General features: G+C 63.1%; 18 protein-coding genes. 6 read left to right on the top strand and 12 right to left on the bottom strand.

The window, feature by feature from the left end:
• Positions 1 to 17 precede the first annotated feature (17 nt).
• Positions 18 to 1,202, top strand: a complete 1,185-nt coding sequence (locus CFB50_RS36625) for an acetyl-CoA C-acyltransferase (RefSeq protein ID WP_089449265.1) — start codon at positions 18 to 20, stop codon at positions 1,200 to 1,202.
• 230 nt (positions 1,203 to 1,432) lie between these two features.
• On the opposite strand, the gene CFB50_RS36620 is transcribed toward CFB50_RS36625, so the two are convergent.
• From CFB50_RS36620 to CFB50_RS36600, 5 genes are all read right to left on the bottom strand, one after another.
• Entirely contained in the window at positions 1,433 to 3,055 is a 1,623-nt protein-coding gene (locus CFB50_RS36620) for an AMP-binding protein (RefSeq protein WP_089449264.1), read from the bottom strand.
• Positions 3,056 to 3,546: 491 nt separating this feature from the next.
• Positions 3,547 to 4,674: a porin gene (locus tag CFB50_RS36615; protein WP_089449263.1), complete on the bottom strand. Its 1,128-nt coding sequence runs from the start codon at positions 4,672 to 4,674 to the stop codon at positions 3,547 to 3,549.
• A 154-nt stretch (positions 4,675 to 4,828) separates the two neighbouring features.
• Positions 4,829 to 7,969 (bottom strand): efflux RND transporter permease subunit, encoded by a 3,141-nt coding sequence (locus CFB50_RS36610; protein ID WP_089449262.1) that lies wholly within the window; start codon positions 7,967 to 7,969, stop codon positions 4,829 to 4,831.
• Positions 7,966 to 9,084, bottom strand: coding sequence for an efflux RND transporter periplasmic adaptor subunit (locus CFB50_RS36605; protein ID WP_089449261.1), 1,119 nt, complete (start codon positions 9,082 to 9,084; stop codon positions 7,966 to 7,968). The genes CFB50_RS36610 and CFB50_RS36605 overlap by 4 nt, the downstream gene beginning before the upstream one ends.
• A 29-nt stretch (positions 9,085 to 9,113) precedes the next feature.
• On the bottom strand, positions 9,114 to 9,701 hold the full coding sequence (locus tag CFB50_RS36600) for a TetR/AcrR family transcriptional regulator (protein WP_069250133.1): 588 nt from the start codon (positions 9,699 to 9,701) through the stop codon (positions 9,114 to 9,116).
• Between the two features lie 81 nt (positions 9,702 to 9,782).
• Between CFB50_RS36600 and CFB50_RS36595 the strand changes: the two genes are divergently transcribed.
• Positions 9,783 to 11,183, top strand: a complete 1,401-nt coding sequence (locus CFB50_RS36595; RefSeq protein WP_089449260.1) for an efflux transporter outer membrane subunit — start codon at positions 9,783 to 9,785, stop codon at positions 11,181 to 11,183.
• A 31-nt stretch (positions 11,184 to 11,214) separates the two neighbouring features.
• Here the strand turns inward: CFB50_RS36595 and CFB50_RS36590 are convergent, their stop codons facing one another.
• Entirely contained in the window at positions 11,215 to 13,662 is a 2,448-nt protein-coding gene (locus tag CFB50_RS36590) for an AsmA family protein (protein WP_089449259.1), read from the bottom strand.
• Between the two features lie 256 nt (positions 13,663 to 13,918).
• On the opposite strand from CFB50_RS36590, the gene CFB50_RS36585 reads away from it, so the two are divergent.
• On the top strand, positions 13,919 to 15,727 hold the full coding sequence (locus tag CFB50_RS36585; protein ID WP_089449258.1) for an alkaline phosphatase D family protein: 1,809 nt from the start codon (positions 13,919 to 13,921) through the stop codon (positions 15,725 to 15,727).
• A 16-nt stretch (positions 15,728 to 15,743) separates the two neighbouring features.
• Here the strand turns inward: CFB50_RS36585 and CFB50_RS36580 are convergent, their stop codons facing one another.
• The gene (locus CFB50_RS36580; protein WP_076841491.1) at positions 15,744 to 15,890 is read right to left on the bottom strand and encodes a DUF3096 domain-containing protein; all 147 of its coding nucleotides are present in this window, start codon (positions 15,888 to 15,890) and stop codon (positions 15,744 to 15,746) included.
• Between the two features lie 1,000 nt (positions 15,891 to 16,890).
• On the opposite strand from CFB50_RS36580, the gene CFB50_RS36575 reads away from it, so the two are divergent.
• Positions 16,891 to 17,766, top strand: a complete 876-nt coding sequence (locus tag CFB50_RS36575) for a phytanoyl-CoA dioxygenase family protein (RefSeq protein WP_089449257.1) — start codon at positions 16,891 to 16,893, stop codon at positions 17,764 to 17,766.
• Positions 17,767 to 18,850: 1,084 nt separating this feature from the next.
• Positions 18,851 to 20,119, top strand: coding sequence for an aminotransferase class III-fold pyridoxal phosphate-dependent enzyme (locus CFB50_RS36570; RefSeq protein ID WP_069250126.1), 1,269 nt, complete (start codon positions 18,851 to 18,853; stop codon positions 20,117 to 20,119).
• 306 nt (positions 20,120 to 20,425) lie between these two features.
• On the opposite strand, the gene CFB50_RS36560 is transcribed toward CFB50_RS36570, so the two are convergent.
• From CFB50_RS36560 to CFB50_RS36540, 5 genes are all read right to left on the bottom strand, one after another.
• Positions 20,426 to 20,722, bottom strand: coding sequence for an EthD family reductase (locus CFB50_RS36560; protein WP_089449256.1), 297 nt, complete (start codon positions 20,720 to 20,722; stop codon positions 20,426 to 20,428).
• A 51-nt stretch (positions 20,723 to 20,773) separates the two neighbouring features.
• Positions 20,774 to 21,463 (bottom strand): hypothetical protein, encoded by a 690-nt coding sequence (locus tag CFB50_RS36555; protein ID WP_069250124.1) that lies wholly within the window; start codon positions 21,461 to 21,463, stop codon positions 20,774 to 20,776.
• A gap of 204 nt (positions 21,464 to 21,667) precedes the next feature.
• On the bottom strand, positions 21,668 to 22,816 hold the full coding sequence (locus CFB50_RS36550) for an MFS transporter (protein ID WP_235986622.1): 1,149 nt from the start codon (positions 22,814 to 22,816) through the stop codon (positions 21,668 to 21,670).
• Positions 22,817 to 23,060: 244 nt separating this feature from the next.
• Positions 23,061 to 23,939, bottom strand: a complete 879-nt coding sequence (locus CFB50_RS36545) for a phytanoyl-CoA dioxygenase family protein (protein WP_089449254.1) — start codon at positions 23,937 to 23,939, stop codon at positions 23,061 to 23,063.
• 21 nt (positions 23,940 to 23,960) lie between these two features.
• Positions 23,961 to 24,818, bottom strand: a complete 858-nt coding sequence (locus tag CFB50_RS36540) for an NAD(P)-dependent oxidoreductase (protein WP_256979412.1) — start codon at positions 24,816 to 24,818, stop codon at positions 23,961 to 23,963.
• A 778-nt stretch (positions 24,819 to 25,596) separates the two neighbouring features.
• Here CFB50_RS36540 and CFB50_RS36535 point away from each other — a divergent pair.
• Positions 25,597 to 26,226, top strand: a complete 630-nt coding sequence (locus CFB50_RS36535; protein ID WP_089449252.1) for a TetR/AcrR family transcriptional regulator — start codon at positions 25,597 to 25,599, stop codon at positions 26,224 to 26,226.
• The last annotated feature ends 580 nt before the right edge of the window (positions 26,227 to 26,806 follow it).

Genomic DNA, 26,806 nt, shown 5'->3' with positions numbered 1-26,806 from the left:
ATTCATGAGGATGTCATATGATTGATGCTGTCATCGTTTCCACCGCGCGCACGCCGATCGGCAAGGCCTATCGTGGTGCATTCAACGTCACGCACTCGCCCACCCTGCTCGGTCACGCCATCCGGCATGCCGTGCTGCGCGCCGGGATCGAACCGGATCGCATCGAGGACGCTGTCATCGGTTCGGTACTCAACGCGGGAACCGCCGGCAACAATGTCGCCCGACAAGGTGTGCTGGCGGCCGGGCTACCGGCTTCGGTCGGCGCGCAAACGCTTGACCGGCAATGTGCGTCGGGCCTGATGGCGATCGCCACGGCCGCCAAACAGATCATGTGCGACGGGATGCAGGTCGTGGTCGCGGGTGGCCAGGAAAACATCTCGGCGGTACAGACACGCTACTTCGAGTGGACGCGCGCCGACCAGGATCCCAACGTGCTGGCCGTGCAACCCGCCGCCTACATGCCGATGCTCGAGACCGCCGAGTTCGTTTCCCGCAAGTACGGGGTCGCTCGCGACGTGCAGGATCAGTACGCGCTCGATTCCCAGCTTCGCACTGCCGCCGCACAAAAGGAAGGCCGCTTCTCGAACGAAATCGTCCCGATCACGACGCAGATGCTGGTCGTCGACAAAGCGACCGGCGAAACGTGGCGGAAGGAAGTCACGCTCACGCAGGATGAGGGGAATCGCCCCGGCACGACGCTCGAATCGCTTGCCTCCCTCGCACCGGTGGTTGACGGTGGCGTGGTGACCGCCGGGAACGCAAGCCAGCTTTCGGACGGTGCAAGCGCCTGCGTCCTGATGAACGGCAAGACCGCCGAACAGATCGGCGCAACGCCCCTCGGCATCTATCGCGGCATGACCGTCGTCGGCAATGCGCCCGAGGAGATGGGCATCGGTCCCATCTACGCGATCCCCAAACTCCTGAAGCTTCATGGCCTGACAGTCGACGACATCGGACTGTGGGAGCTCAACGAGGCATTTGCCTGCCAGGTACTGTACTGCCGCGACAAGCTGGGAATCGATCCGGCCCGATACAACGTCAACGGCGGCAGCATTTCGATCGGCCATCCGTACGGGATGACGGGCGCCCGTCTGGTCGGACACGCGCTGATCGAAGGCAAACGACGCGGCGCGCGCTACGTCGTCGTATCGATGTGCGTGGGTGGCGGCATGGGGGCGGCCGGCTTGTTCGAAGTGGTCTGACGCAACGCGCCTTCACCCGCAGAACGAATGGGCGACAGCCCCGCGCCTGCGGGCCCTGCATACCTTTCGGGGGATGCTTGAGCGGACCTTATGTCGCCGGCGCGCCTGATGCACCATCGCACCAGGCGCGCGGCGAGCGACGGACTTTTTCCGTGATGCCATTCGCGCGCCGGTTCGGAGACGGGTGATGCCGACCGCTCGACCTTCCGGCATCACCTCGGTCGATCACGTCAATTGTTCGACACCCGCAACTCGCGCCGAAGGATCTTCCCGACGTTGCTCTTCGGCAGGCTGTCGCGAAACTCGATGCTTTTCGGGCGCTTGTAACCCGTCAGTTGGCCTTTGCAGAACGCCATCAGGTCTTCGAACGTCAGCGCCGGATCTTTCCTGACCACGAACAGCTTGACGGCTTCTCCGGAATGCTCGTCAGGTACGCCGATCGCCGCGACCTCGAATACACCAGGGTGGTTAGCGACGACCTCTTCGATCTCGTTCGGGTAGACGTTGAAACCGGACACGAGGATCATGTCCTTCTTGCGGTCGACGATTCGCACGAATCCATCCTCGGAGATCGACGCGATGTCACCCGATCGGAAGAAGCCGTCCGCGGTCATCACCTTCGCGGTCTCGTCCGGCCGCTGCCAGTAACCCGCCATCACCTGCGGGCCACGAATGCACAGCTCTCCGGCTTCGCCGGGCGGCAATTCGTTGCCGTCGTCGTCCCGGATCGACACTTCCGTGGAGGGCAACGGCAGGCCGATGGTGCCGTTGAACTCACTACCGGTCACGGGATTGATCGCGACGCAAGGTGACGTCTCGGACAGCCCGTATCCGTCGATGATCGCCGCGCCGGTCATCTCCTTCCAGCGCCTTGCGACGGCTTCTTGCGTGGCCATCCCGCCACCGCTGGCCAGCAGCAGATTGGAGAAATCGAGGCGCGAGAATTCAGGATGATGGAGCATCGCGTTAAAGAGCGTGTTGACGCCCGGAAAATTCGTGACCTTGTATCCCGCGAGCGACTTGATCATCCCCCCGATGTCCCGCGGATTCGGCACCAGTATGGAAAGCGCACCCATGTGAATCGTCAACAGGCAGCAAACATTGAGCGCAAAGATGTGATAAAGCGGAAGTGCAGCAACCGTGATGAGCTGCGTCACGTCAGGGCGCAAATCGCGAGCCGGTTTGAGCCAGACGTCCGACTGCAATACATTCGCGACGATGTTCCGATGCAACAGCGTCGCGCCTTTCGACACCCCGGTTGTCCCGCCCGTATATTGGAGAAAAGCGACATCGTCCGGCGACTGGGGAGCCGGTACGAATTTGCCCCGACGTCCCTCCTCGATCGCGTCGTCAAATGTCGTATACGGGCTCGGCTTCTGTTCCCCGCCGGAAGCGTTGCCCTGCGCGACAACCAGAGCATGCTTCACCTGCGTGTGCGCAATGATGGCATCCAGCGTTGCCGTGCAGCCGTCGAGAATGACGATCGCCTCCGCGCCGCTGTCATTCAGCTGGTGTTGCAGCTCGCGGGGCGTATATAACGGGTTGACGTTGACGACAACATAGCCGGCGCGCAACACTGCACAAATCGAGATCGGGTACTGCAACACATTCGGCATCATGATGGCGACCCGCGCACCACGCTCGAGCCCGCGTGACTGCAGCCACGCGGCCAGTGCTCCGGACATCCTGTCGAGTTCACCATAGGTGATCTGCTTTCCATCGCACGCAAATGCCGGCTTCGCGTGAAACCTGCTGAAGCTTTGTTCGATCAACGCACTGATGTTTCGATACGCGCTTGAATCAAGCTCTGCCGGAACCCCCGGCGGATAGGCATCAAGCCAGATCCTTTCCATACCCAATCTCCTCTGTCCCGTTTGAATAATTGCGCGACGCACATCCCCTCATCACGCGCGTGAACAAGCCGGGACGCCTCGAACCAGCGAGATTCATCCCTCGTCGCAACGATATGGCTGCGTGGTCGACCGACAGTCAGCGACGCCGCGGATCACGTTGTCGGCAGACAGCTGGCGGGCGACTGCCACCATCCTGTTTGTTTCGCCTCCATCGCACCCTGCCTGGCAGGCAAATTCATGCCCCCCGAGACGCGACTGCCGAGTCAGGGGGCCACATCCAAACTGGTCAATTGATATGGTCATTTGACCATACAGGGAAACTTGCAGCAACTTGGTAGTTGCACGAGGCTGCGACGCGGGACTTGTCGATGCCATACTCGAACCGAAGCACGGGTCATCGGTGTTGAAGTGCGTAGAGGTTGCTCGTGGCTTCCGTCAAAACGCACATCGCGTACGTTTGTTCAGCCCATGCAGCACGACAGCCGTGACGCTTAGAAGCGGTGACGCAGGCCCACCGTTGCCGCAGTCTGGCTGACCTTCGAGCTCGGGAACGCATTGATATCGCCGTTGTAGATCGACGAACCCAAACCGGCGCCCTTCGTACCACGCTGGTACACCGCCTGAGCGTAGACATCCGTCCGCTTCGACAGGAAGTAGTCGGCTTGCACGCCGAACTGATTCCAGTGCGTGCTGCTGCTGTTCAGTTTTGCATTCGTGTACGTATAGGCAGCGCCCAGGCCGAGGGCCGCCGTCAGGTTGTACTTCGCGCTGACTTCGTAGTTGTCGGCGCGCAGTGTACCCGCACCGTTCGTCCGGTTGTCGACGCGCGATTGCGTCCATGCCGCGCCAACCAGTGCCGGGCCAAATGCATACGTTGCCGCGATGCCATAGGTGCGGCTGCGGCCCTGGATTCCGTATGCAGTGCCATTGGTCGAATCGACGGACGGGTTCACCGCGCCCGTCGCGGACAGACCCGCGTTGTTCGCTTGCGAGTAAGCCGCACCCAGCTTCAGGCCTTCAAACTGGTACGACACACCGCCGCTATATGCGCGGTTGTTCGCAAAGTTCGTGCTGTTCGAGAGCGAGTACGTGCCACCGAATTGCAGTCCGGCATAGTTCACGCTCGTGTACTTGATCGTATTGTTCAGCGCGACATCGCCGTTCGTGCTCAGGCGGTCATTGTTCAATGGGTGTGCGAAGTACGTGCCGCCCCACGAGCCCGTTGCCGTCAGCGGCGCCAGGTAGTCTTGCGTCGCGTCGTACTGCTTGCCCAGCGTGACCGTGCCGTACTGGCTCGACAGGCCGACGAAAGCCTGGCGGTTGAACATGCCGCCGTTGCCGTTCGCAAACTTGCCGTTACCGAGGCTGAAGCCGCTTTCCAACGTGAAGATTGCCTTCAGGCCACCGCCGAGATCTTCCGAGCCACGCAGGCCGAAACGGCTCTGGTCGATGCCCGAACCCATCGAAAAGCGCGACTTGCCCTGGCCCGATGCGTTCTGGACATTGCTTTGGTAGGTGATGCCTGCGTCCAGCACGCCATACAGCGAGACGCTGCTTTGCGCGTGTGCGACGGTAGCGAACGATGCTGCAACTGCTGCAGCGATCAGAGTCTTGTTCATTCGTGAAGCTCCATTCAAAAAAGAGGCAGGTCTCGCGACCTCGTTCATAAACGGCCGGCAACCACCAACCGCCGGGAGGACCTTGTCCTGTTGGTCACACCCGGGTTTCCAATGCGCCCGCATTGACGAGCGCCAAAAGGCCTGGCCACCCGTCTCAACATTTCCCCGGCGCATCGGCGGCGCCGGAACCGAAGAGCTTCCGGCTCAAGTTGGACAGCCTGTCGCTGAACAGCAGTTCGTACAGCACCGGCACCATGCCGAGCGTGATCAGCGTCCCGAGCAGCAGCCCGCCCATGATGGTGACGGCCATGCCGGTCCACAGCGTGCCGGCGAACAGCAGCAGCGGAATCAAGCCGGCGATGCAGGTCAGCTTGGTCATCACGATCGGCCGCAGGCGCGCCACGGCCGCCGCGACGACCGCTTCGCGGCGCGATTTGCCGGCCGCCAGCTCGACCTCGATACGCTCCAGCAGCAGCACCGCGTTGTTGACGATGATCCCGGCCAGCGACAGCAGGCCGAAGTTCGCCATGAAGCCCAACGGTTCGCGGGCGATGATCAGCGCGGGCCCGACGCCGATCATCGCGAACGGAATGATCCCGACGATCAGCAGCAGCTTGCGGAACGAGCCGAACTGCCAGATGAACAGCACCAGCATCGCGACCACCGCGTGCGACAGATACTCGCTGAGCGCCACGTTGGCCTCGGCGGACTCCTCGATTTCGGCGCCCAGCTCGATCCGGTACCCCGGCGGCAACACGATCCGGCCAATGGCCGGCGCGAGCTGATCGACCGCCTGCTGCGCGGTGCCGTGGGTATTACGGCCCTTCACGGTGAGCGTGCGCATCAGGTCGCGGCGTCGAATCGTCGACGGCTCGGTATTCAGCGTGACCGTCGCAACCGCGGACAGCGGAACCGGCGCGCCGCCCGCAGCCGGATGGATCAGCGTATTGGCGAGATCTTCCGGCCGGGCGCGCTCGGCTTCCGCGCCGCGCACGACCAGCGGCACCAGCGTATCGCCGTCTCGCAACACCGACACGTTGACGCCGGTATACCGCGTGGCCAGCGCCGTGGAGATGTCCTCGCTGCTGACGCCCAGGCGCCGTGCCTTGTTCTGGTCGATCTCGACATCGACACGCGGCACGCGCGGCCCCCAGTCGTCGTGAATCTGCACGATGCCCGGCTGCGTATGCAGCGCGGCCTGGATCTTGCTGCCGATCTCGCGCAGCAGGGCTTCGTCGGGACCGGACACGCGATAAGCCACCGTGCCGGCGTCGTGGGCGCTGCGCGAGAAGCGCTTCGCATCGGTTCGCACCTCGGGATGGTGTTGCGTCATCCACGCCTGGGTTCGTGCGATCACGGCGTCGAGATCCTGCGGCTTCGCGACGCTGACCGTGACGTAGCCGATATGCGACGCAGGCAGCGGCGGATTGAGCACCAGGACGACACGCGGACCGCCGTCGGCGACATAGCCGATGCTGGTCGTCACCTCGGGATTGCGCTTGCGATCGTCGAGCCAACGGCTCAGGTCGCGGACCACGTCGCGCGTGAGTCGTGCATCGCTCCCGGGCTGCAGCTCGAGTTCGACCTGGAACTGCGGCCGGTCGGAAGCCGGCAGGAACCCGGCCGGACGCGTGGCCAGGATCGCGAGCGCGCCGACCAGCAAGGCCGTCATCACGACCAGGAACCGCCCCTTGTGGTCGAGGACGCGGCGAATCAGGCGGGCATAGGCACCGTAGAAGCGGCTTTGCTTGACCGTCGCGTCGGCATCGTGCTCGTGCGCTTGGCCTTCGCCGTGATGGCCGGATTTCAGGAAGAAATAGCAAAGCAGCGGTGTCACCGTCAGACAGAGCAGCCACGACCCGAGCAGCGACAGCGTGAGCACGACCACGAGCGGGCGCAGGTATTCGTTGGTGGCGGTGTCGCCGAAGAAGAACGGCGAGAACGCGAAGATGATGACCAGCGATGACGTCAGCAGCGGGATCGCGAGCGTACGGCCTGCTTCGATGCACGCGTGACGGCGCTCCTCGCCCGCGGCGAGGCGGCGCTCGACGTCCTCCGCGATCACGATGCCGTTGTCGACCAGCAAGCCCAGCGCGATGATGATCGCGGCCATCGACACGATGTGCAGTTCGATGCCCAGCGAGCGCATCACGAGCAGCGTGGCCAGGATGGTCAGTGGCACGATACCGCCCACCACGACACCGGCGCGCCAGCCGAGGAACAGCACGACGACGATCATCACGATCACGATCGTCTCGATCATCACCTGGTTCATGCGGCCCATTTCCCGCTCGACCACGTCCGCCTGGAAGGTCACGTAGTCGAGCGAAAAACCGGCGGGCAACTGCTGCTTCAATTCGTCCAGACGCGCGCGCAGCGCCTGGCCGACCGCCTTGACGTTCTGGCCTTTGCGCATCGAGATGCCGAGGACGACCGCGTCGTCGCCGCGGTAGATCGCCGCGGACTCGGGCGGGTCGACGGGCCGGACCTGCACCTGGGCGATGTCGCCCAGGCGCACGGTGCCCGGCGCGGCTTCCGCGCGCGCGCCGGCCGGCGGCACGGTGAGCGTGAAATCCTGCAGCGCCTGCAGCGAGCGGATTTCGCCGGAGCTGACGACCGCGCTGTTCAGGCCCGACACCACGAGCCGGCCGCCGGACTGCACGACGTTCTGCTTCTGCAGCTGTTGCATGACCGACGCGGCGGACAAATGCAGCCCCGCCATTCTGGCGCGGTCGAATTCGATATAGACGCGCTCCTCCTGCAGGCCATGAAAGCTGACGCCCTGCACGCCGGGCACGCGATACAGCCCTTCGCGCAGCAGCTTCAGCGGTTCCCGCATTTCGCTCATCGAAAACCCGGGCGCGGTCACCGCGATGGACGCGATCGCCACGCGACCGAAGTCGTCGTCGATCTGGGGAGGCAGCGTGCCGGCCGGGAACAGCGGCACCGCTTCGTCGACCTTGGCGCGCATGCGCTGCAACACCGGCATCAGTGCATGCACGTCTTCACGCAACGAAACCTGGAGGATCACGCTGCCGTCACGCACGGTGCTCGTGACGTGCTTCAGTTCGTTCAATTGACGCAGGCGCTCTTCCAGCGGCCGGGCGACGAGCTGCTCCATCCGCTCGGCCGGCACGCCGGGGTTCGCGACGAATACCAGCGCGTCGCGAACGGTCGTGGAAGGCTCTTCCTGGGACGGGAACGTGAGGAAGGTGAACGCGCCGGTCACGAGAATCAGCAGCGCGACGAAGAAGGTGAGCCGGCTGGAATTGAGTGCGGCCTGGGTCAGCTTCACGAGCGCGCTCCCTGCAGAATGGTCTGCGCCCGATACGTGACGACGGGCTGGCCCTCGTTCAGGACGGCCGTCCCCGCGACCACCACCTGCTCGCCGGCGCGCAGGCCTTGCGTCACGGCGACGCGCCCACCCGGCAGCAGGTGCCCGTCCGTGCGGATCGCGCGACGCTTCAGCGTCTGGCTGGCGCCGTCGATGACGAAGACGCTGCCTCGGCCGGCTTCCGTGCCGGCCATGACGGCCGCCGCCGGCAGCGTGATGTCATGCGCCTCGCCGCGCGGCAGCGCGACGGACAGCACGCCGCCACTGCGCAGCCCGGAAGGGGTGCCCTGGACCCGGAAGATGGCTTGCACCAGCGAGCCGTTGTCGCTCCGGCCGGACAGCCGTTCCATGGTCAGCGTCACGCGATCCGTGCCGCTGACCGCGTGGGCTTCGGCGCCGGGCGACAGCGTCGCGGCGATCGTGTCCGGCAGCATCACGACGGCTTCCAGCGCGCGGCCGGCTTCCATCTGCAGCACGCTCTGGCCTGCGGCGACATCCACGAACGGCTGGACCTGACGGGCCACGATTTCGCCGTCGAACGGGGCCGTGATGCGCGTGAACGCGAGATCGCGCCGGGCGCTCGCCACCGCGGCCTCCGCGACACCCAGCTGGCTCGCGGCCTGCTGGTGCGACGCCTGTGCGGCCTGCAACGCGGGCGCGGAAATGATCCCGTCGCGGGCGAGTTCTTCCTGCTGACGCAGGTGGGTGCGACGCTCGGCCAGGGTCGCGGCGGCGGCGGCACGATCGGCCGTCGCCTTGTCGAGCCGCCAGCGTGCCGGCGACTCGTCCAGTCGGGCGAGCACCTGCCCGGCCCGGACGCGATCGCCCACGTCGACCAGCATCGCGACGACGCGGCCCGACGACTCGAAGCCGAGGTCGGTGCGCTGGCGTGCGCGAAGCGTCGCGACGAAAGTGTCGGCATGCGCCTGGCCGGCACCACCGGCCACTTCGACCTTGACGGGCCGCGGTACGTCGGCAACCGGCGCGGCGGATGGCTGACATGCCGACAGCAGCGTTGCCGAGACGAGCGCGCAGAGTACCAGCCTGCCCGCTTGAGGCATGGAACGGGAATGCATCGTAAAACCTTCGAAATGAATGAGGGAGCTCAGGGAAGCTTGCGAATCGCGCTTTCCAGCGTGTCGCGCAACACTTGGCGCTGCTCCGGCGTAAACCGGTGCAGGTTGAGCACTTCGAGCAGGGCGATGCCGTCGAGGGCGACGACCAGCGCGAGCACCTGCCCCGCATCGGGGCCGCTTTGCGCGACCCGTGCATAGCTGCGCGAGTAGAAATCCCGCACGGGACCGGCCAGATGCGGATACAACGACGTGGCGGCCAGCAGGTTGGCCAGCAGCAGGCGGCGGTCTTCCGGCATGTCGAAGGTCAGCTTCGACAGCTCGGCCATCGACGACTTCAACGGCTTCGCGGAATCGTCCGCCTCACGCGCGTCACGTGCCTCCTGCGCCCGCAGGTCCAGCATGTCCAGTTCGCCGACCACCCGCTCGATCAGCGCAGCCAGCAAGTCGTCGCGGGTTTTGAAATGGTAGACAAGGCCTGCTTTCGTGACCTTCGCGGCAGCGGCCACGGCTTCAATGGTCAGGTTCTGGATACCCTGGCTGGCCACGAGCTCGGCCGCGGCATCGAGAAGACGGTCGCGTGAACTGCTGCGGCCGGCTCGTCGCTCGGAAGTCGACATGGTGCATCTCCTTGGGATTGAAACTAAACTATACGTACAGTATAGTTTCACGAACTCCATGTCAAGACTCAAGGTAAATCCATGACGACCGTTGTTTCCCACCCTGCTCCCGCACACCGAGCGCTGACCTGTCTTGCACTTGTCGCGACACTCGCATTCGGCGGCTGTGCGACCACCCCGCCCAGCCAAGTCGCCACGACGCCCGCCGTTGCGGCGCCCTCGCAATGGGCCGAGACATTGCCCGGGAATCAGGGCACCGTCGGCGACGCGTGGTGGCGTGATTTTGGCGATCCGGTGCTCGATCGCCTGGTGGACAGCGCGCTCGATGCCAATCGCGACCTGAAGGTCGCCGCGGCGCGCCTCGCGCAGGCGCGCGCGCTCGGCGACAGCGCCGAGGCGGAGCGCCGCCCGCGGCTGGATGCGATGGCCCGCGGCGAGCGCGGGCGCGAAAACAGCCTCGAGCCGCGTGCGGAGCGCAGCGGCGTCGGCTTGCGTGCCGCGTGGGAAGTCGATCTGTTCGGGCGCGGTGCGTTGCTGGTGGACGCCGCACGGTCCGACAGCGATGTCGCTCGCGAGGCGCTCCGCGCGGCCCGCATCGCGCTGGCCGCGGACGTCAGTACCGCCTACTTCGAATTGCGCACGCTGGAGCGGCGCTCCGCGCTCAAGCGCGAGGCGCTCGAGGTTGCGCGAAGGCAGGCGGTCGTGGCGGCGCGCAAATTCGCCGCGGGCCAGGTGACGGCGCTGGATGTCGAACGCTGGCGTGCCGAACTGGCGCAGGAACAGGCGTCGCTTGCCCAGCTCGACGGCGAACACCGGGTGCGCTTGCATCAGCTCGCGCTGCTCGTCGGCAGCCCCCAGGCGCCCGAGCTCGGCGCGCAAGCCGTGCCGGCCGCGCTGCCCGCGCCGCCCGCGACGGTGTTACCCGCCACGCTGCTCGAGCGCAGGCCCGACGTGCAGCGTCAGGCGCGTGCACTCGACGCCGCGCTCGCACGTGCCGGCGCCGCCCGGAAAGAGGTGTATCCGCGGCTCCAGATCGAGTGGGCAGGGACGAAGGAAAGGCTGGCCGCGGTCGGCGATGGCGCCGCGCCTCGCGTGGCGGTCGGCTATGGCGTGTCGGTGACGCTGCCCATCATCGACGGTGGCCGGATTCGCGCCAACGTCGCGGTGCACGATGCGCGCGCGCAGGAAGCGATGGCCGAATACGAAAAGGCCATGCTGGCGGCGCTCGTCGACGTCGAGACGAGCCTGGCCCGATGGTCCGCATCGGATCGCTCGATGCAGGAGTGGCAGCGCGCCGAGGCGGCCGGCAAGGTCGCCGCACGCAATGCGGCCAGACTGTATGACGCAGGCCAGGCCGACATGAGCGATGTGCTCGCCGCGCGCCACGCGCACCTGCGCTCTCGCGACGCGCTGGAAACGGCAATCGGCGCGCAATGGGAAGCCGCGGTCGGCTTGCGCCGCACCTTTGCGGGGGCCGTCTAGGCGGTCTGGCCGATGAGCGTCGGTCCTTCACTCACTTCGCATGCCGGGGTTCGGTACCCGCCGGCGCGGAAGCTGCAGAAGCCGCCGACGGCGCATTCATGTACGCCGGCGCCGCCTTCGTCTTCTGTCGGACGCCCGGCGGTGGCGCGACCGGGCGTCGCTCCATGTCGGCCAGCATCTGCCCGCACGGCAACGGACGGCTGCGGCCCGGCTGCAGCAACGCGAGCAGACTGGCGAGCGGATTCAGCAAGCCCAGCCCGACCGCGGCACCGCCACGCGCGATCAGTGCGCCCGCCTTCACCCCGACGTGCGGTTGCTTGAAGGATCCGGTGACGTACAGCGGCGAACGTAGCGATATCACCCGGAATCCCTTGGTATGGGGATGGATCGTCAGGTTCATGGTCTCGTCCCGCAGGTTCACGTTGCCGTCCATTACGATCACCGCATCCTCGGTGTCGAGCGCGAATACGCGCGAGTCGAGCACGCCGTTGGTGACCACGAAGTCGGCCACGCCGCAGTTGATCTTGACGTCGCGTGTGCCGAACAGTTTCTCGTACACCACGTTGGCGACGTTCAGCCCCGCGGCTTCCATCAGCAAGAGGCTCACCGTACCGTCGGTCACCAGTGTCTTCACCTCCCCGTTGGAAGTCGCGGCGAGCGCCGCCGGCGAATTGCCGGTGGCCGATAACGCGGCATCGCCGTTGATCTCGCCGAGCGCCGTTTGCATCACCGGGAAGGTCGGGAACAGTTGCTTGAGTTTCAGATGCCGTGCCTGCAGCGAGAACCGCCCTTTGAGCGGTACGCCGCTGCCGTCCAGGTGGATGTTCGACGCAAGCGTCCCGCCCGCGACACCGAAGTTCAGCGGGTTGAGCGTCAGCACACCGTCATGCATCACGAGATGGGTCGACAGGTCGGTGATCGGCAGGCTCGCGGTCTTGACGATGCGCCGGCCGGTGAATCGAACGTCGGCGTCGATCTTCTTCCAGCGTTCCGTGCGAAATGTCTCTACCGGCAACGCCTTGTTCGCGGGCTGTGTGGGCGCGGCGCCCCGCCGCGCCTTGCTGGCATTCGTGTCGGCGCCGATGAGCGGCGCAAGGTCGGAGAACTGCAGCAGCCTCGACTCCAGCGTACCGGACAACAACGGCCTCGGTTCGCGCGACACGTACACCAGCGTGCCGCCGAGATCGCTGCCGCCGACGCGTCCCGTGAAGTTCTCGTACTTGAAGACGTTGCCGGACGCCCGGAACTGGCCGACCAGCCGGCCGTCGGTCGCATAGGGAGAAGTTTCGGGCAGCGTGATGCCCGTGACGTCATACAGCTTGGCCATGCTGGTACCCGCAAGCCACAGCCGCAGATCGACCGCGGCCAGGTGAGACGGGTCCGTCAGCGTGCCGACGAGCGCCAGGTGCGTATCGCCAAAGCGCAGATCGGCCTGAACCGGAAACGGGCGCTGCGCACCCCGCACATCCAGCAAATTGCCGATCTTGCCCGTGCCGGCGACCTTGCCCTTCTTGTAGGTCCCCTTGACGGTCCAGCCGATCGTGTAAGTGTCGACACCGGTGGAGGCCGCGGGCGCCGCGCCCGCCGAGGCACCCCAGGCCGCCGAGGCCGCCGCACCCGGTGCGGCAGCTGCGGGGGCGTTCGATACCGCGGCCGGCCCTGATGCAGCCGGGGCGATTGCGGTGCCTGATGTCGTCGCTGCCGCATGCGAAGCAGCGGCCAACGCTTGCGAAGCCGCCGCCGATGCGCGTGACGCCGCTTCGGCACCCGACGCCGGAACCACCGGTTGCGCCGAACCGGCGTGGGCCTGGGCCGCGAGCTTCTTTTGACCTGCCGGCCCGACTGCCTTTGCCGATTCGTGGTGCGCCAGCGCCTCCTGCTGTTTCATCACCGCGCCGAACGGAATCGGCTGGCCGAGCGTGTCGATCACCGCGCTCAGATCGAATTGCTTCTGCTGGTCGTAGTAGCCGAGATTGCCCTGGGAAAACGCGATTTCATGCAGGTCGAGCGTCCATCGTCCCGGCTGAGCGGGCTGCTTGAACTTGAACGTCCAGTTGACTCGCCCGTCCTTCAGGCGTTCGAGGTCGACGGACGGATTGACCAGGTCGATTGCCGGAATCACGATGCGGCGTGCTATCAGCGGCAGCGCCTCGACCTCGAAACTGATCGCGTCCAGCGTGACGAAATACTGCGTGCGCGCCCAGTCGGGGTTGGCGATCGTGACATTGCGTGCGACGAATCGTGGCCAGGGCACCCATGCGCGCCAGCCGTGCTCGCTCGCCGGCCGACGCCACCCGACATGCAGGTCGCCGTTGATGGCGAACTGCCGTCCGATCGCGTCCGACACCTTGTCGTCGATCCAGGGCCGGGCTCGATTCCAGTCGAACGTCACGATGACGATCACCAGCGCGGCAAGCGCCAGGGCGACGCTCACGACGAGCCACGCGGCCGCCTTGCCGACGCTGTGGCCGATGTGCATTGCTCACTCCCCGAGTTTGCTGCCCGGTATCCAGCAATGCGCGTTCCTGAATACAGGCGCCTTCCGCCGGATGGCGTGCCGGGAATTCGAAAATGGGGTTCGCACGACTTTTCAGGCGTCGATCTTCGCAGTAACGTTCCGGATCGACTGCTCCCCTGCCGCGCGCGGCGGGGGCAGTGGCAAGCTTGTCCGGCGCGAGAAGCGGGTGCCTGCTGCAGCGCTTCCCGCATTCGTGGGATGTCGATCGGGAGGATCAATGGATCGTCGCCATTTCCTCAAGTCGTCGGCTTTTTTTACCATTGCGGCTGCAACCGTCGCCGTCACGCACGATGTTTCACCGGCGGCGTTGCCGGGCAGCCCGGTGCGCAAGAACCTCCATCGATTCCCGCAAGGTGTAGCAAGCGGTGATCCGCGCGATCGCTCCATCGTGTTCTGGACGCGATGCGTTCCGGTATCCGGCGGCGTGCAGCACGATGGAAAAGGCGCCGCGCGCGCGGTACCGCTGCGACTCGAAGTGTCGGCACTGGCGGATTTCTCGACGCTCGTCGCCAGCGTCCCGATGCGGGCGCTGGCCACCTACGACTTCACCGTGCGCGCGAAGGTGACGGCGCTCTCGCCGAAGACCGCCTACCACTACAGGTTCGTCGCCGGCGACGACGTCAGCATGACGGGTGTCGCGCGCACGGCGCCAGCGGCAAACGAGGCCAACGAACAGGTTCGCTTCGCGTGGCTCACCTGCCAGGACTGGAGCGTCAACCACTGGCAAGCGATGACGCTGCTGGCCGACGAGCGCGACCTCGATTTCGTCGTGCACGTGGGCGACTACATCTATGAAACGGTCGGGACCTCTCCCCCCGGCCGTGCCGAACCGGCGCATCCTCCGCTGCACCTGAACGGCGGCAAGCTGCTCGCGGACGGCCGCGCGTATGCCGAGACGCTCGAAGACTACCGGACGCTCTATCGCACCTATCGGACCGATCCGCGCCTGCAGACGCTGCACCAGCGCCTGCCGATGATTGCGATCTGGGACGACCACGAATTTTCCGACGACTGCTGGCAGGACCATCAGGTCTACACCAACGAGGAGCGGCAGGAAACCCGGCGGCGCCGCAGCGCCAGTCGCGCGTGGGCGGAGTACATGCCGGTGGATTGGGACGACGTGCGCTTCGAGCCGGACAATCCGTCGTACACGAACATTCGCATCTATCGCGATTTTCGTTTCGGCATGCTGATGCATCTGGTGATGACGGACGAGCGGCTGTATCGCGACGACCACGTCGTGAGCGAAGCCGCTATCGCACGTGCGCACGGGCACGACCCGGTGCACGGTGACGACGCGGCCGGCTCGCGCTACTTCGTCAAGCAGGACATGCTGCAACGTGACGAGGCGCGCGACACCCGGCAGCTCGGCCGCCCGCCGTCGATCCTCGGTCCGGAACAGACACGATGGTGGAAAACCTTGATGAAGGACTCGCCGGCAACCTGGAAGGTATGGGGCAACGAAGTGATGTTGAACCGTCTGTGGTTCGTGATGCCAGGCGCACCCGGGACACCGGCGGCCCGCCTCGTGGTGGATTGCGACGCATGGGACGGCTATCCCGCGCACAAGCACGAACTGCTCGCTTACTTGAGGGAGCACGGGATCCGTAACGTCGTCGCGATCAGCGGAGACCTGCATGCCTTTCAGGGCGGCGTCGTGCGGGACGATCCCGATCCCGCGACGGGGGTGCCGGTCATCGTCGATTTCGTCTGCGCCGGCATCAGCAGCATGTCCTTCTATTCCTACCTGAAAGCCGCGTGGAACGGTACACCACTCGCGTCGATCGCGGCGACCCCGGCCAGACTCGACCGCTTCCTGATGGCGAACAACCCCGATCTGTGCCACGCCGACCACGACGCGCAGGGTTATGCGTCGGCCATCGTCACACCGGAATACTTTTCCGTCACGTTCAACAAGGTGAAGCCGTTGAACCCGGACGGCACCGCGCCCGCGGACGCACTGCTTGGCCGCACGCGATTGACGGTGCCCCGGGATTCAGTCGAGGTACGCGTCGAACCTATCTAGACTCCGATGCGGCGCGTCAGTGGAAATGTCCGCCGAAAAGCCCGAGCAGTCCAATGACGATCAGGTAGATTGCAACGATGTAGTTCAGCAGGCGCGGTACCACCAGAATGAGAATCCCGGCGATCAGCGAGACCAATGGGCTCCAGTTCGTGAATGTGTGCATGGCGTTGCCCTCATGACAATAGATCGCGAAATCGCTGAGTGAAGCGCCTCTCGAGCAGGCGATCTGAACGACAGACATTCGTCGTGCAGCGTTCGTTGGCGGACCGGAGCGATTTCCGTGCCTGGCTCAGCATGCGAGCCGCCGTGAAAATACCGGCATGCCTTCGCGCAATGGCGTTCGCACATCTCACGGCGCTTCGTCTTGCAGAAGGCGTAACGCGCCGCGATGTCGGGACAGAATTGACAAGCGCTTGAAAAATCGTCCGCGGATCGGCCGAGGTCCGGTCGTGTGCGCCCGACCGGCACGGGATGGATGGCTCGCTTCGTGCATGGGCGCCTCCGACGAGCGAGCAACTTGCGTGCCCGATCGCGTGGCTCGCGTCGCTCCTATTTTGCAGAGGATGTCAAAGCAACACCATGAGCCGCCTCCGAGCATGTCTGCTCAAAACAGTACAAGCCACTTTTTAAAATCGAGTATCACGCGTTGAGCCGCTCGACCATCGGCTTGAGTCAAAACCGGCTCGTTCCAGATTTTTTTGACGCTAGCGTTCCCGCTCAGCGAGTCCGGGCCAATCACCAACGACGCGCGTTCAATTCGGTACAGGCGTGACACGCGTCCGGCGACTTTCTACACCATTCAAATGCGACGGGTTAACCATGATCGACCGTCGAAAAACGCCATGTTAACTTCCTCGATCATACGACTTGGTCAATTGACCTGATTCGTCACGAATACGGCAGCTCAGCGGAAACCCTTGTGAATGGCGCCATGTCTGTCGCCTCTCGATCTGGAAACAGGTATCGGAGCACCTGGAGGTCGCGACAACGTCGGAAACAACGTGCGCATTCCGTCAACTGGCGTGAAAGGAACGTATGGCAGATGGCGAAGGTATATGCAGTCAAATGACTCAGTCAAAAACTCGACTTGATGTCTGGATCACACCCGAATCAGAACGTGATGCCGCGTCTGATTTACCCGTCCACGCAACTTTGAGGCAAACATGAACGCAAATATTCAGAACATTCAGGGCTCCCTCCCTACCGTCCCCAAGCAGACCAGCGCGCAAGAAATCGTGTCGCTCATGAATCAATACGGTGGAGTCCGGATCAAGAACTACCTGACCCAGGAGCAGGTCGCGAACATCAATCGTGAGGTCGATGCTCCGCTCGAGCGGCTTCGCGAAGGGTCGTCGCACGATAACGAACTGATCAAGGAATTCCACGGCACCTATACGAAGCGCCTGACGAACATGGTCACGCACAGCAAGACTTTCGGAGACGTGCTGGACGACGATCTCTTTCATGAACTCGGCGAGGTGCTCTACCGTGAAGAGTCCGGCGACTGGTGGCTTTCGACCGCGCAGGTCATCGACATCGGCCCGGGCAACACGGCACAGATGCTGCATCGCGATGTCGGCAATTTTCCGCCCCTGTGTGCGCTCGGAGTCAACGGGCCGACGGTGTTCACCAATCTCATGATTGCCCTGACGCGCTTCACCGAGGAAAACGGTGCCACCCGAATTATTCCGGGGAGCCAGAACTGGGACGAGGACTACTTCGACAGCAAGGGCACGCCCGACATGACCATTGCCGCCGAGATGGACGCCGGCGACGCGTTGCTGTTCAGCGGCAAGGTGATCCACGGTGGCGGCGCAAACGTGACGAAGAACGAGCGCCGACGCGGGCTCACGATTCCGATGCAACCGTCCTACCTGACGCCGGAGGAAGCGTATCCGTTCATCGTCGAGATGGACACCGTGCGACGCCTGTCGAAACGCGTCCAGCGAATCATCGGCTTCCGCTCGCAATATCCCGCCGGCACGCCGGGCCTGTGGCAAGTCGACTACGACGATATCGCCACGCACCTCGGCCTCTGAGCCGCGAACAGGCGCACGCATCGGTCCGGGAGGGTTGATCCCCTCCCCCGGATTCCCTGATGCACGTGCGCGGGCCACGACAGCATCGCCACCCGCGAGACACCCCATGAAGATCGACCTGACGAATCGCGTTGCGACCGTGACCGACGACCAGGTCGCTCACCAGTTCGCCCAACGCCAAGAATCGACTTTCTATTGCACCTCATCCAACTCAGGAGCGTGATCATGGTGAAGCGTTTATTTGTCGCAATCTCTCTCGTTGCCGGGCTCCTTCTTGTATTAAGCCCGGGATTCATGGTCCTCTACCATATCGAGCACTACGATTCGAGCCAATAGCCCCACCTGGAAAGATCGAACATGCCGGCGTTGCCTTGCGTGCGGATCGTATCGAACACGATCCGCGTAGCGCATGGCTCGCGCTTCGATCGGCGGCTTTCCGTCTCGAACCGGCCCGACGGTTAGCGGGTCCATGCATCGAGGACGCGCGGGCCCGCGCGCTGCGGATACTTCCGACTGCGTCGATCAGTCTGCCCCTGCCATGCATGCACCGCGGGCCTGAATACGCCCGTACGCACCGCGCTCTCCCGCTGCGAAGCCTTCTGGCGGAAGTACACCGCCGCCTAGTCAGCATCCCCACCTTGATCGCCCTGCCTCCCTGCTCGAAGGTTGAACGGGGATTGTCCTTATGCGGATCAGATAGCGACGTCGCGCAGCGCACGCCGGCGAATTGCCGCTGCTCGACTCGCCTCCCCCATTGCCGTGGCATGCCGAGCGAGACGTTGAGCCACCGCCGTGCGGGACTAGTGGAAAACGCCAATTTCCGTCTGGATGACATTTGTAGACACTAGACTTGGTCACATGACCAAGTCTAGAAAAGCGACGGCAGAGGCCCAAGCGGGTGACGCAGCGACGCTGCATTCGCGACGCGAGGCCGGACAGCGCGTTGATCCAACGACGGGACGCGAGATTTCGGAAGCAGCATTCTCCAAATTCCGGGGTTCGAATACTTGGTCATGTGACTCAGTCAAAAGACTTGATACCGGGTCGGACGTTCCCAGAACGAATTTTTCACAAGGAGTCGAGCATGGACAGGCTGGCAAGGAAGAACGAGTGGTTCGCAAGAGCCGAAAAGGTCATCCCGGGCGGGATGTACGGTCACCAGAGCGTCAAGTACCTGACGGAAGATTTCCCGTTGTACTTTGCGAAAGCGAAAGGTACCCATCTCTGGGACGTCGACGGCAACAAGTACATCGACTACGTGTGTGGCTACGGCACGAACCTGTTCGGCTACGGCAACGAGCGGATCGAGCAGGCCGCTGCCCTCCAGTTGCAGAAGATCGACACGGCGACGGGCCCCAGCGAGGTGATGGTTCAGCTTGCCGAGGCGCTCACGCAACAGGTCAGCCACGCCGATTGGGCGATGTTCTGCAAGAACGGCTCGGACGCCACCTCGATGGCCATGGTGATCTCGCGCGCCTATCGCGAGAAGCGCAAGATTCTCGTTGCGCGCGGCACATACCATGGTGCGTCCCCGTGGAACGTGCCCTATACGACGGGGATCACCAAGGAAGACCGGGCTCACGTCGTCTACTTCGAGTACAACGATATCGAGAGCCTCAATGCCGCTGTCAAGAGCGTCGATGGTGACGTAGCGGCCATCTACGCAACGCCCTTCCGGCACGAAGTGCTCTACGATCAGTTTTTCCCGTCGATCGAGTACGCGAAGGAATGTCGTCGCCTCGCGGACGAGCAGGAAGCGCTTCTGGTCGTCGACGAGGTCCGCACGGGGTTGCGCCTGTCGCGTGATTGCTCGTGGTCGGACTGGGGTGTGCACCCGGACCTCAGCTGCTGGGGCAAGGCCATCGGCGGCGGCTATGCGATCGCCGCGGTGCTCGGTTCGGACAAGGCACGAGAGGCTGCGACGAACATTTTCGTCACGGGCTCCTACTGGCTCTCGGCCGTGCCGATGGCCGCGGCCATCGAAACGCTGCGCCTGGTACGAGAAACGGACTACCTCGAACACACCAAGCGATTGGCGGACAAGCTGCGCGCCGGCATCGCCGAGCAAGCCGAGCGGCATGGCTTCGAACTCAAGCAGACCGGGCCGAGCGTCATGCCCCAGATGCTGTTCGCGGGTGACGACGAGCTCGTGTCGCGCGGCCGGGCGTGGACGTCGGAAGTCATCAAGAACGGTGCCTATCTCCACCCGTGGCACAACATGTTCTTCACGGCGAGCCATACCGACGAAGACATCGCGCGTACGCTCGAAGCGACCGAGGTCGCATTTGGCGCGATCAAGCAGAAGGCGGTTGCAGTGAGCCGCCTGGATATTCTGGATACCGTGCAGCGTTGATGCCGGATGTTGGATGAGCCTTCGGCCTGCGGCCGAAGGCTGTATTGCCGAGTGCATTCGCCCCGCGTCAAAACCCTGAGCGGCCGCGCGGGCAATCGATACGCCCGGCTTCAGGCAAGGCTCGATCCACTCCCGAACCGCATCTTCGTCAAGTTCCAGTCGGCCATCTCGTCCGCGGCCGATCGGCATTCTGCTTCGAAGGTCTTGTATCTTCGTCGTCAAGGCCCGAGCGCATGTGTCCACGCGGACACTTTGTCTCAGACCTTCTTTCCCTCGTAGACGAGGTTTCGGTCGTCGACGACTCGGTCAGTCGCCGGCGCGGAAGATCGCCGGCTGGACGTTGGTGAAGTTCGGCACATCGCCGACCACCTCGGCTGTTCCGGCCGAGGCCAGCGCGGCGTCGATTCCGGCCTGCTCGCTGAAACGCAACACGGTTACGCATGCATCGGGCTGCGGCCCCGGCGCCGGAAACAGGATCTCCGCCGATTGCAGGCCAAACTCTCCCCAAGCTGCCCGTACCAGCGAGATATGCGTTGCACGATAGTACTCGCGATCAAATTTCATACCCTCTACTGTGGGATAACGCACGATCAAGGTAGCCATATCCGTTCTCTCGGATGAAGATATAAATACATTCCCGAAGGAACGCGACAATTACTGCGGCTTTCGCTCCAGGCGGCCAAGGGTATAACCTCGAGGCAGATTCCCTTCCTTTTCCTGCACCCTTTCCAGCGCACAATAGGCGTAATACAACGAAACCGACATATAAGACCACGACAGCAATGCGAATATATAGAAAATCATGTGATCGCTGTCGCCCGGGATATGATAGAAGTCGTAGATGCTCGCAATAATCTGCGTGGATACGAGTGTCAGGATCACACCCGCAGCATTACGATACTCTCCGGCATTCGCCAATTTCTTGACGACGTAAATGAGGTAAAGCGAGAACAAAGACCACATCACCAGATAGAAATACGGCTTGGGTCCAACCATGAAATCCGCGGTCCACAAAATAACCGTCCCCACCAGTGCACCCACCGCATACAACACGTCGCCGACAATCGACGGTTTATATCGATGCGTAACCGACATCATGCCCGCAACGATGATGATCGGCACGCCGAAGCCTCTTGAAAACGCGTCGCAGAAAAGCGAGATACTTAAAAAAATCGCCTTGCCGGTCAAGGCATTGATCATCAAATTCGTTGCCGAGAACGTCACGACCAGCGACTCGAATCCGAGGAGGCCGTTGCGCTTCCCGAAGTACTTCACGCCACATATGAACGAAGTCACGATCAACGCGAGATCGGCCAGGCAATAAAGATAGAATTTGAGTTCCATGAAAAAATTCCGCGATCGTCGAGAAATGGGTCTGCCGCTACGTTCGTCATCCACGTTCACGGCAGTTTTTTGCGCTGCCTGTCGACGCGAGCGGGCTCTTTCGAGAGATGTCTGCTCCGCACCGGCATGTCAGGCATGCCGGCGCCGCGCAGGTACCGGTGCGGTCAGTGCGGCCACGCTCGGTTGACAGCGTCGCCGCGCACGTCAGGCGACAGCGGCTTCGGCGTGTCTTGCCTTGAACTGCCGGATCGCCACGCTGGTCAGAAAGAGCGGCACCACCAGCAACCCGACGGAGAGCCAGCCGACCGCGCGCAAACCGGCCACGCTGAACACCGTGCCGGCAATCGCTGGGCCCACGGCCAGGCCAAGATTGATTGCCGACGCACAGGTCGCGGTGCTTCTTCCGCTGGCATCCATTTGCGAAAGTGCCCCCACCATGTAAGGGGCAACCAGCGTCGCGCCGGCACTGACGAGCGCCGTTGCCACGAGAAACGCCCACCTGCCACCCACGCAATACATGCCCAGGCTGCATGCGATCAACAGCGCGAGTCCAAGAGCGATCGGCTTGAACAGGCCAAAGCGATCGCCCAGCCAGTTGACCGCCACGCCCACCGGCAACTGGAGGGCCGCATTGAGCATGAACAGCATGCCGAGTTGCTCCGCTTCGACGCCCCGGGTTGCAGCGACTTCGGCGGCAAATCCCATGAGGGCCGTCTGCGAGACGTAGATGAAGAATGCGCTGATCAGAATCCCTCGGACGTCATTGGATTTGATGGCGTCCTTCGCGACCTCTTCCTCGCTTGCGTTGACGGCAGGATGCATGAACGCACCGAAAAAGAGCGCCGCCACGACCACGGCGAGCTGGACGGCATCCACACCGATACTGCCCATCTTCACATTCAGGATCGGTACGACGTACATCGCGCAGGAAAATATGATGGCCATCGCCACAGCGACTTGCGCCGCGACCTTCTCCGGGTGCTTGACGTGTGCAATCACCCCATACGCGCACACACAGCTGACGCCCAAGGCGACGCCGAGAACCAGCTTCGCCGCGACGAATACATGGAAATTATGTGAAAACATCGCGCACGTCGACAGAACGGCAAGCGCTGCCGCAGCGAGCGCACCCGTTCTCTTGTTCAACGTCGCCGTGTGACGACCGAAAAAGATGATGGAAAGCGAAAGACAGAGCAGCACCGCGGACGCAAGCCAACCAGCGGTGCTTTCGGACAGCCCGAACCGGGCCATCGATTCTTCGATGCTGAATGGGAGCAGATAGGTGGGAGTCCAGACCACAGCCCCTGTATAAAGTAGCGCGATTCTTCGGATTCCCTTGATTTCGTAACTCACGATCGACTCCTTGTCGTTTGCACGAATACGAGATCGCGACGAGGCATCGAACCGCCCTCTTGCTCGCATTCATACTGGCACTGTTTCGAAGACTGCTGCATCCCACCGAAAAATCGCAATACCGAAATTGCTCGCGCTTCACCGCCCCTGGCATCCCGTCGACCGACTACGATGCCTTCAGGTGATGGAATCGCCCTATCTCCGCGTGAAAACCGGGCCAGGATTCCACCACCCCTCCCGACCGTTAATCGAAATGCCCGACCTCGAGGAAATCCTTCATTTTCAACAGGTCGTTCGGGTCCGACATTTGACCGTTACGCTCGACGAAGCCGGCAAAAGTCGTGCCGTACGTCCAGCCGAGCAGGCGCTGCAGCTCTTCCGGATAGCGCTTCACGCGTTCAATGGGCAGCGTGAGGTACTGGTTTTCTTCCTGCCGGAGGATCGCCAGGTCATACGACATCGTCAGGCCGGTGCGCGGTGCATTGCTGCTGTTCTTCCCGCCGCCGTGATAGGTGGAGCCGATGAAGAACAGCGCATCGCCAGCCGACATGGTCGCGGGAATGGCTTCCTCCTGCCTGGGCATGCGCTCGTCGTCCCACTTGTGGCTACCCGGGATGACGAGCGTGGCGCCGTTTTCCGCCGTAAAGTCCGATACGGCCACCATCACCTGAAACCGGGCCTCGCGCCCATAGTTCGGGTGCCGCCAGAGCCATACGGAATCGTCACGATGCAACGGCTGAAGGCCCTGACCCGGCAGAATCTGGATGGCTTGCGTCACCCCCACCTGAATATCGGGCGCGACATCGACCTGGTTTTCGCCGCTCCAGATCTTGATCGGCGTCTGCAGGATGCTGCGCGCCGCGCCCAGATAGAGCGGATGCAACGCAACCTCGGCCATCCAGTCGGTACGCGCGAAGAGGCGCGAGACGCGACGCGTCTGTGTCCCGGCGAAGTAATCGTCTACTCCGTTCGGAGCGGACTCGAGCGTGTCGAAGAGCGTACGCTGGATTCGCGCAAGCAAATCGGAATCGAGAAAGTTTTTGACGATCGCCCCGCCATCCCGCCTGACTGCATTGGCAAGATCGTCAGGAGTACTATTACTTGAAAGGCGTTGCAAAGACATGATGATTCCTCTAACAGGTTGTCAATGATTGAAGAGTGCGGCGTACCCTCGGTCACCACTGCCTTCTGCAATGGATGACAGGATGCGCTCGCGCAGCGCCTTCAGAATTCGCGGCGGCTGCCCGATATCTTCCTGCGCCTGCTGGAACAATCCGGTCGCTCGCGCGTAGATGTCCAGGTCTGCGCCTCGTGGTTGATAGTCGGAAGCCGCCACGGATTCGAACAGGCCTTCGATGAAGTGCGTCTGCCCGGCGATATAGGTTGGAATCAGATCGCGAATCTCGTCGATCGAAACACCGGAATTCACCACGAACCTGAGACCTTCCAGGAACGCTGCGCCGGCACCAAAAACGAAGGTGCCCGTCAACCCGGCATCGAGCACGTTCGGCACATCGGGGCGTGTGCCGACGTAGCTGGATTGCGGCGCGATCTTTCGAAGCAAAGGCTCAACTTCGTTCCAGATCTTCTCGTCGCCACCGAAAAGGATGACCGCGCTCTCTCGGCCGATATCCGGCGGGAAGCACTGGATTGTTCCACTGATGAATTTGGCGCCGGCGCCGCTCACGATTTGAGCCAGCTTCAGGACCTCGGACGGGCGCCCCGTAGCCAGATTGACCACCGTTTTCCCTTTCAGGCGCTCGCCCAGTTCCTCAAAATCCGCCGCGAGGTCGATCGGCGTTGCAGTCACGACGACGATGACGTCTGCCTGATCGCAGGCCGCAGTGGCATGCTCGGCAACCCGAGCGCCCAGCTCGCGCAGGCGCTGCGCCTTTTCCGCCTTCCTGTTCCAGACGACGACTTCCGCGCCATCGCCAACCAGGGAAGCGGCAATGGCAGATCCCATCACCCCCAGGCCCAAGACAGCAATCACGTTGCTCATTCGTATTCCCTATCGTTGTCGTTGACCACACTACCGAGAAATATCCTTCGTTCAAGTCAACCACTCGAATCATTTGACTTGGTCATACGACTATCAAGCAAGCCGTATGCCAATCGGATCCGGGGGTTCGCCCGCCGTGAAGTGCGGCTGACGCGCCCGGTGGTGATACGCATGCCCCGGCACGGGGAATCCGCCGCACCAAGTGATGCTCAGCGTCACGATAGCGGTGCAGACAAGTTGACTTGATCAAATGACCACGAATCTACAGGCACGAGTCTTATGCTTCGACAGGACATTGGGAATACGGAGTTTCCATTAGCTTCGTCATGACGGCACCGTACGAGCCAATGCAGTGGCGCCCTTCCAGGACACGCACGGCTGCTTAACCGTGCACGTGCGATGGTCACCGTACCTGCGCATCTGCGAAACAGCCTCGTCGAAGCAGAACCGCAAGCGCCGCTCGACGAGCGGCGCACCACTTGATGCGCCGGGCCGATCCACGATGAGCGAGTCCGCCTCCAGGTTCACGAAGCCTGCCGCCGAACCACCTCGCCGCTGTGATGTTCGTCCGGCGTCGCGACGCAGCGACGCCATCACCATGCCCGGCACGTGCCTGCGAACGGCATTTCTCACGCCGCCATGGCGGCGCAACATCCGGGCAGGCCAATGCCTCACATTGCTGGCGAAATGCCGCCCATCGTCATGCTAATATCCGAGGATTCGACTACCCTGCACGGGTAGCGCCTTTGGACGAAGACACAAAACGGAGCGCTGGCCTATGCAGAGAGTACGGGCTGAAGTCCGCCGCCAGGACCTCGTGGCGGCGACTGTCGCGGTGATTGCCGAGCACGGTGTGAAGGGTGCCACGACCCGCCGCATCGCCGAGGCTGCAGGATGCCCACTGGCTTCCCTGCACTACGTCTTTCACTCAAAGGACGAGCTGTTGTTCGCCGTCTACGAGTCACTGATCGACCTGATCCGCTCGGATAGCCCCGAGGCTCCGGAGCACGGCACCCTGTCGGACCTGGCGGAGTTCAACCTGCGCTCCGTCATGACCTGGTTCGAAGCCAACCCGACCTACGCGAAGACCCAGTCGGAGTTGTACACATGGGCGCTCAGGCATCAGCCCGACATGGCCGTCGGCGCCCTTCGCATCTCCCAGGAAGGTGCCCGCAGCAACCTGGCCACCGCCGAGCCCCGTGCAGATGCCAAGGCGCTGGACGCCATCGCGCGGCTGACCATCGTCCTGATCGACGGCCTGCTCTTCTCGTGGTTTGCCCAGGAAGATTCGAAGCGTCTGGCCGTCGATGTCGACCACGCCTGCAAGATGCTGGCCGCCTACGCGGCGACACTGTCGGATGCCCGCCCTGCCGCCAAGCCCCCTCGCAAGTCAGTACGGAAGCACTGAACCGCTGCCACCTGCGCGGAGGCACCGCTCCCCCCGGTGCCCTCACAGCGGCAGCGTCGCCGCTTCAAATGACCGCACGGCTCGCGGCGCATGACGTTGCAATCTCAACCATGCGCCGCCCTGCGCACACGCTCTGCTCGAAGGTGCTTTCAGGAACCCTCGTTCGCGTTCGACCGCGACACGTGCGACGTGAAGTAACCGGCACCACCGAGAATCCACACCGGCTGCAGCCAAGCACCTTGTTTCCATTCGCATGGAAACCCGACGCTCCCGGCAGGCAGCAACCCCCGGTCTTACGTTACAGTGCGCGCGCTCACGGGTTTACCTCCATCGACAGCGCCTCTTTGCCTGCTTAACGTTGACCGATCAAATGATCAAGTCATTCGATCCGATTTTCCGGATTCAGCTGAAACAAGCGAACTGAATATCCAGGGCATCCGTGGCCCAGCCCATTCATGGACAAACTTTCAAGAAGCCGACATAATTCACGAGCGTTATGGTCACTTGACCATGTATCACGGATAAACACTACACCTGTGTATGACGTGAACGGAAGAGGATTTTCGGGTACCGGAGTTTA

Origin of the sequence: Burkholderia sp. AU33423 (assembly GCF_002223135.1) — a bacterium.
Classification (GTDB): domain Bacteria; phylum Pseudomonadota; class Gammaproteobacteria; order Burkholderiales; family Burkholderiaceae; genus Burkholderia; species Burkholderia lata_D.
This window is presented reverse-complemented; position numbering and strand designations above follow the sequence as displayed.

Excerpts from the sequence above, each read along its gene's own strand:
- CFB50_RS36540 (WP_256979412.1), bottom strand. The coding sequence starts at position 24,818 with ATGAGCAACGTGATTGCTGTCTTGGGCCTGGGGGTGATGGGATCTGCC.
- CFB50_RS36625 (WP_089449265.1), top strand. The coding sequence starts at position 18 with ATGATTGATGCTGTCATCGTTTCCACCGCGCGCACGCCGATCGGCAAG.
- CFB50_RS36600 (WP_069250133.1), bottom strand. The coding sequence starts at position 9,701 with ATGTCGACTTCCGAGCGACGAGCCGGCCGCAGCAGTTCACGCGACCGT.
- CFB50_RS36590 (WP_089449259.1), bottom strand. The coding sequence starts at position 13,662 with ATGCACATCGGCCACAGCGTCGGCAAGGCGGCCGCGTGGCTCGTCGTG.
- CFB50_RS36575 (WP_089449257.1), top strand. The coding sequence starts at position 16,891 with ATGAACGCAAATATTCAGAACATTCAGGGCTCCCTCCCTACCGTCCCC.
- CFB50_RS36620 (WP_089449264.1), bottom strand. The coding sequence starts at position 3,055 with ATGGAAAGGATCTGGCTTGATGCCTATCCGCCGGGGGTTCCGGCAGAG.
- CFB50_RS36605 (WP_089449261.1), bottom strand. The coding sequence starts at position 9,084 with ATGCATTCCCGTTCCATGCCTCAAGCGGGCAGGCTGGTACTCTGCGCG.
- CFB50_RS36580 (WP_076841491.1), bottom strand. The coding sequence starts at position 15,890 with ATGCACACATTCACGAACTGGAGCCCATTGGTCTCGCTGATCGCCGGG.
- CFB50_RS36535 (WP_089449252.1), top strand. The coding sequence starts at position 25,597 with ATGCAGAGAGTACGGGCTGAAGTCCGCCGCCAGGACCTCGTGGCGGCG.
- CFB50_RS36560 (WP_089449256.1), bottom strand. The coding sequence starts at position 20,722 with ATGGCTACCTTGATCGTGCGTTATCCCACAGTAGAGGGTATGAAATTT.
- CFB50_RS36585 (WP_089449258.1), top strand. The coding sequence starts at position 13,919 with ATGGATCGTCGCCATTTCCTCAAGTCGTCGGCTTTTTTTACCATTGCG.
- CFB50_RS36545 (WP_089449254.1), bottom strand. The coding sequence starts at position 23,939 with ATGTCTTTGCAACGCCTTTCAAGTAATAGTACTCCTGACGATCTTGCC.
- CFB50_RS36615 (WP_089449263.1), bottom strand. The coding sequence starts at position 4,674 with ATGAACAAGACTCTGATCGCTGCAGCAGTTGCAGCATCGTTCGCTACC.
- CFB50_RS36595 (WP_089449260.1), top strand. The coding sequence starts at position 9,783 with ATGACGACCGTTGTTTCCCACCCTGCTCCCGCACACCGAGCGCTGACC.
- CFB50_RS36570 (WP_069250126.1), top strand. The coding sequence starts at position 18,851 with ATGGACAGGCTGGCAAGGAAGAACGAGTGGTTCGCAAGAGCCGAAAAG.
- CFB50_RS36555 (WP_069250124.1), bottom strand. The coding sequence starts at position 21,463 with ATGGAACTCAAATTCTATCTTTATTGCCTGGCCGATCTCGCGTTGATC.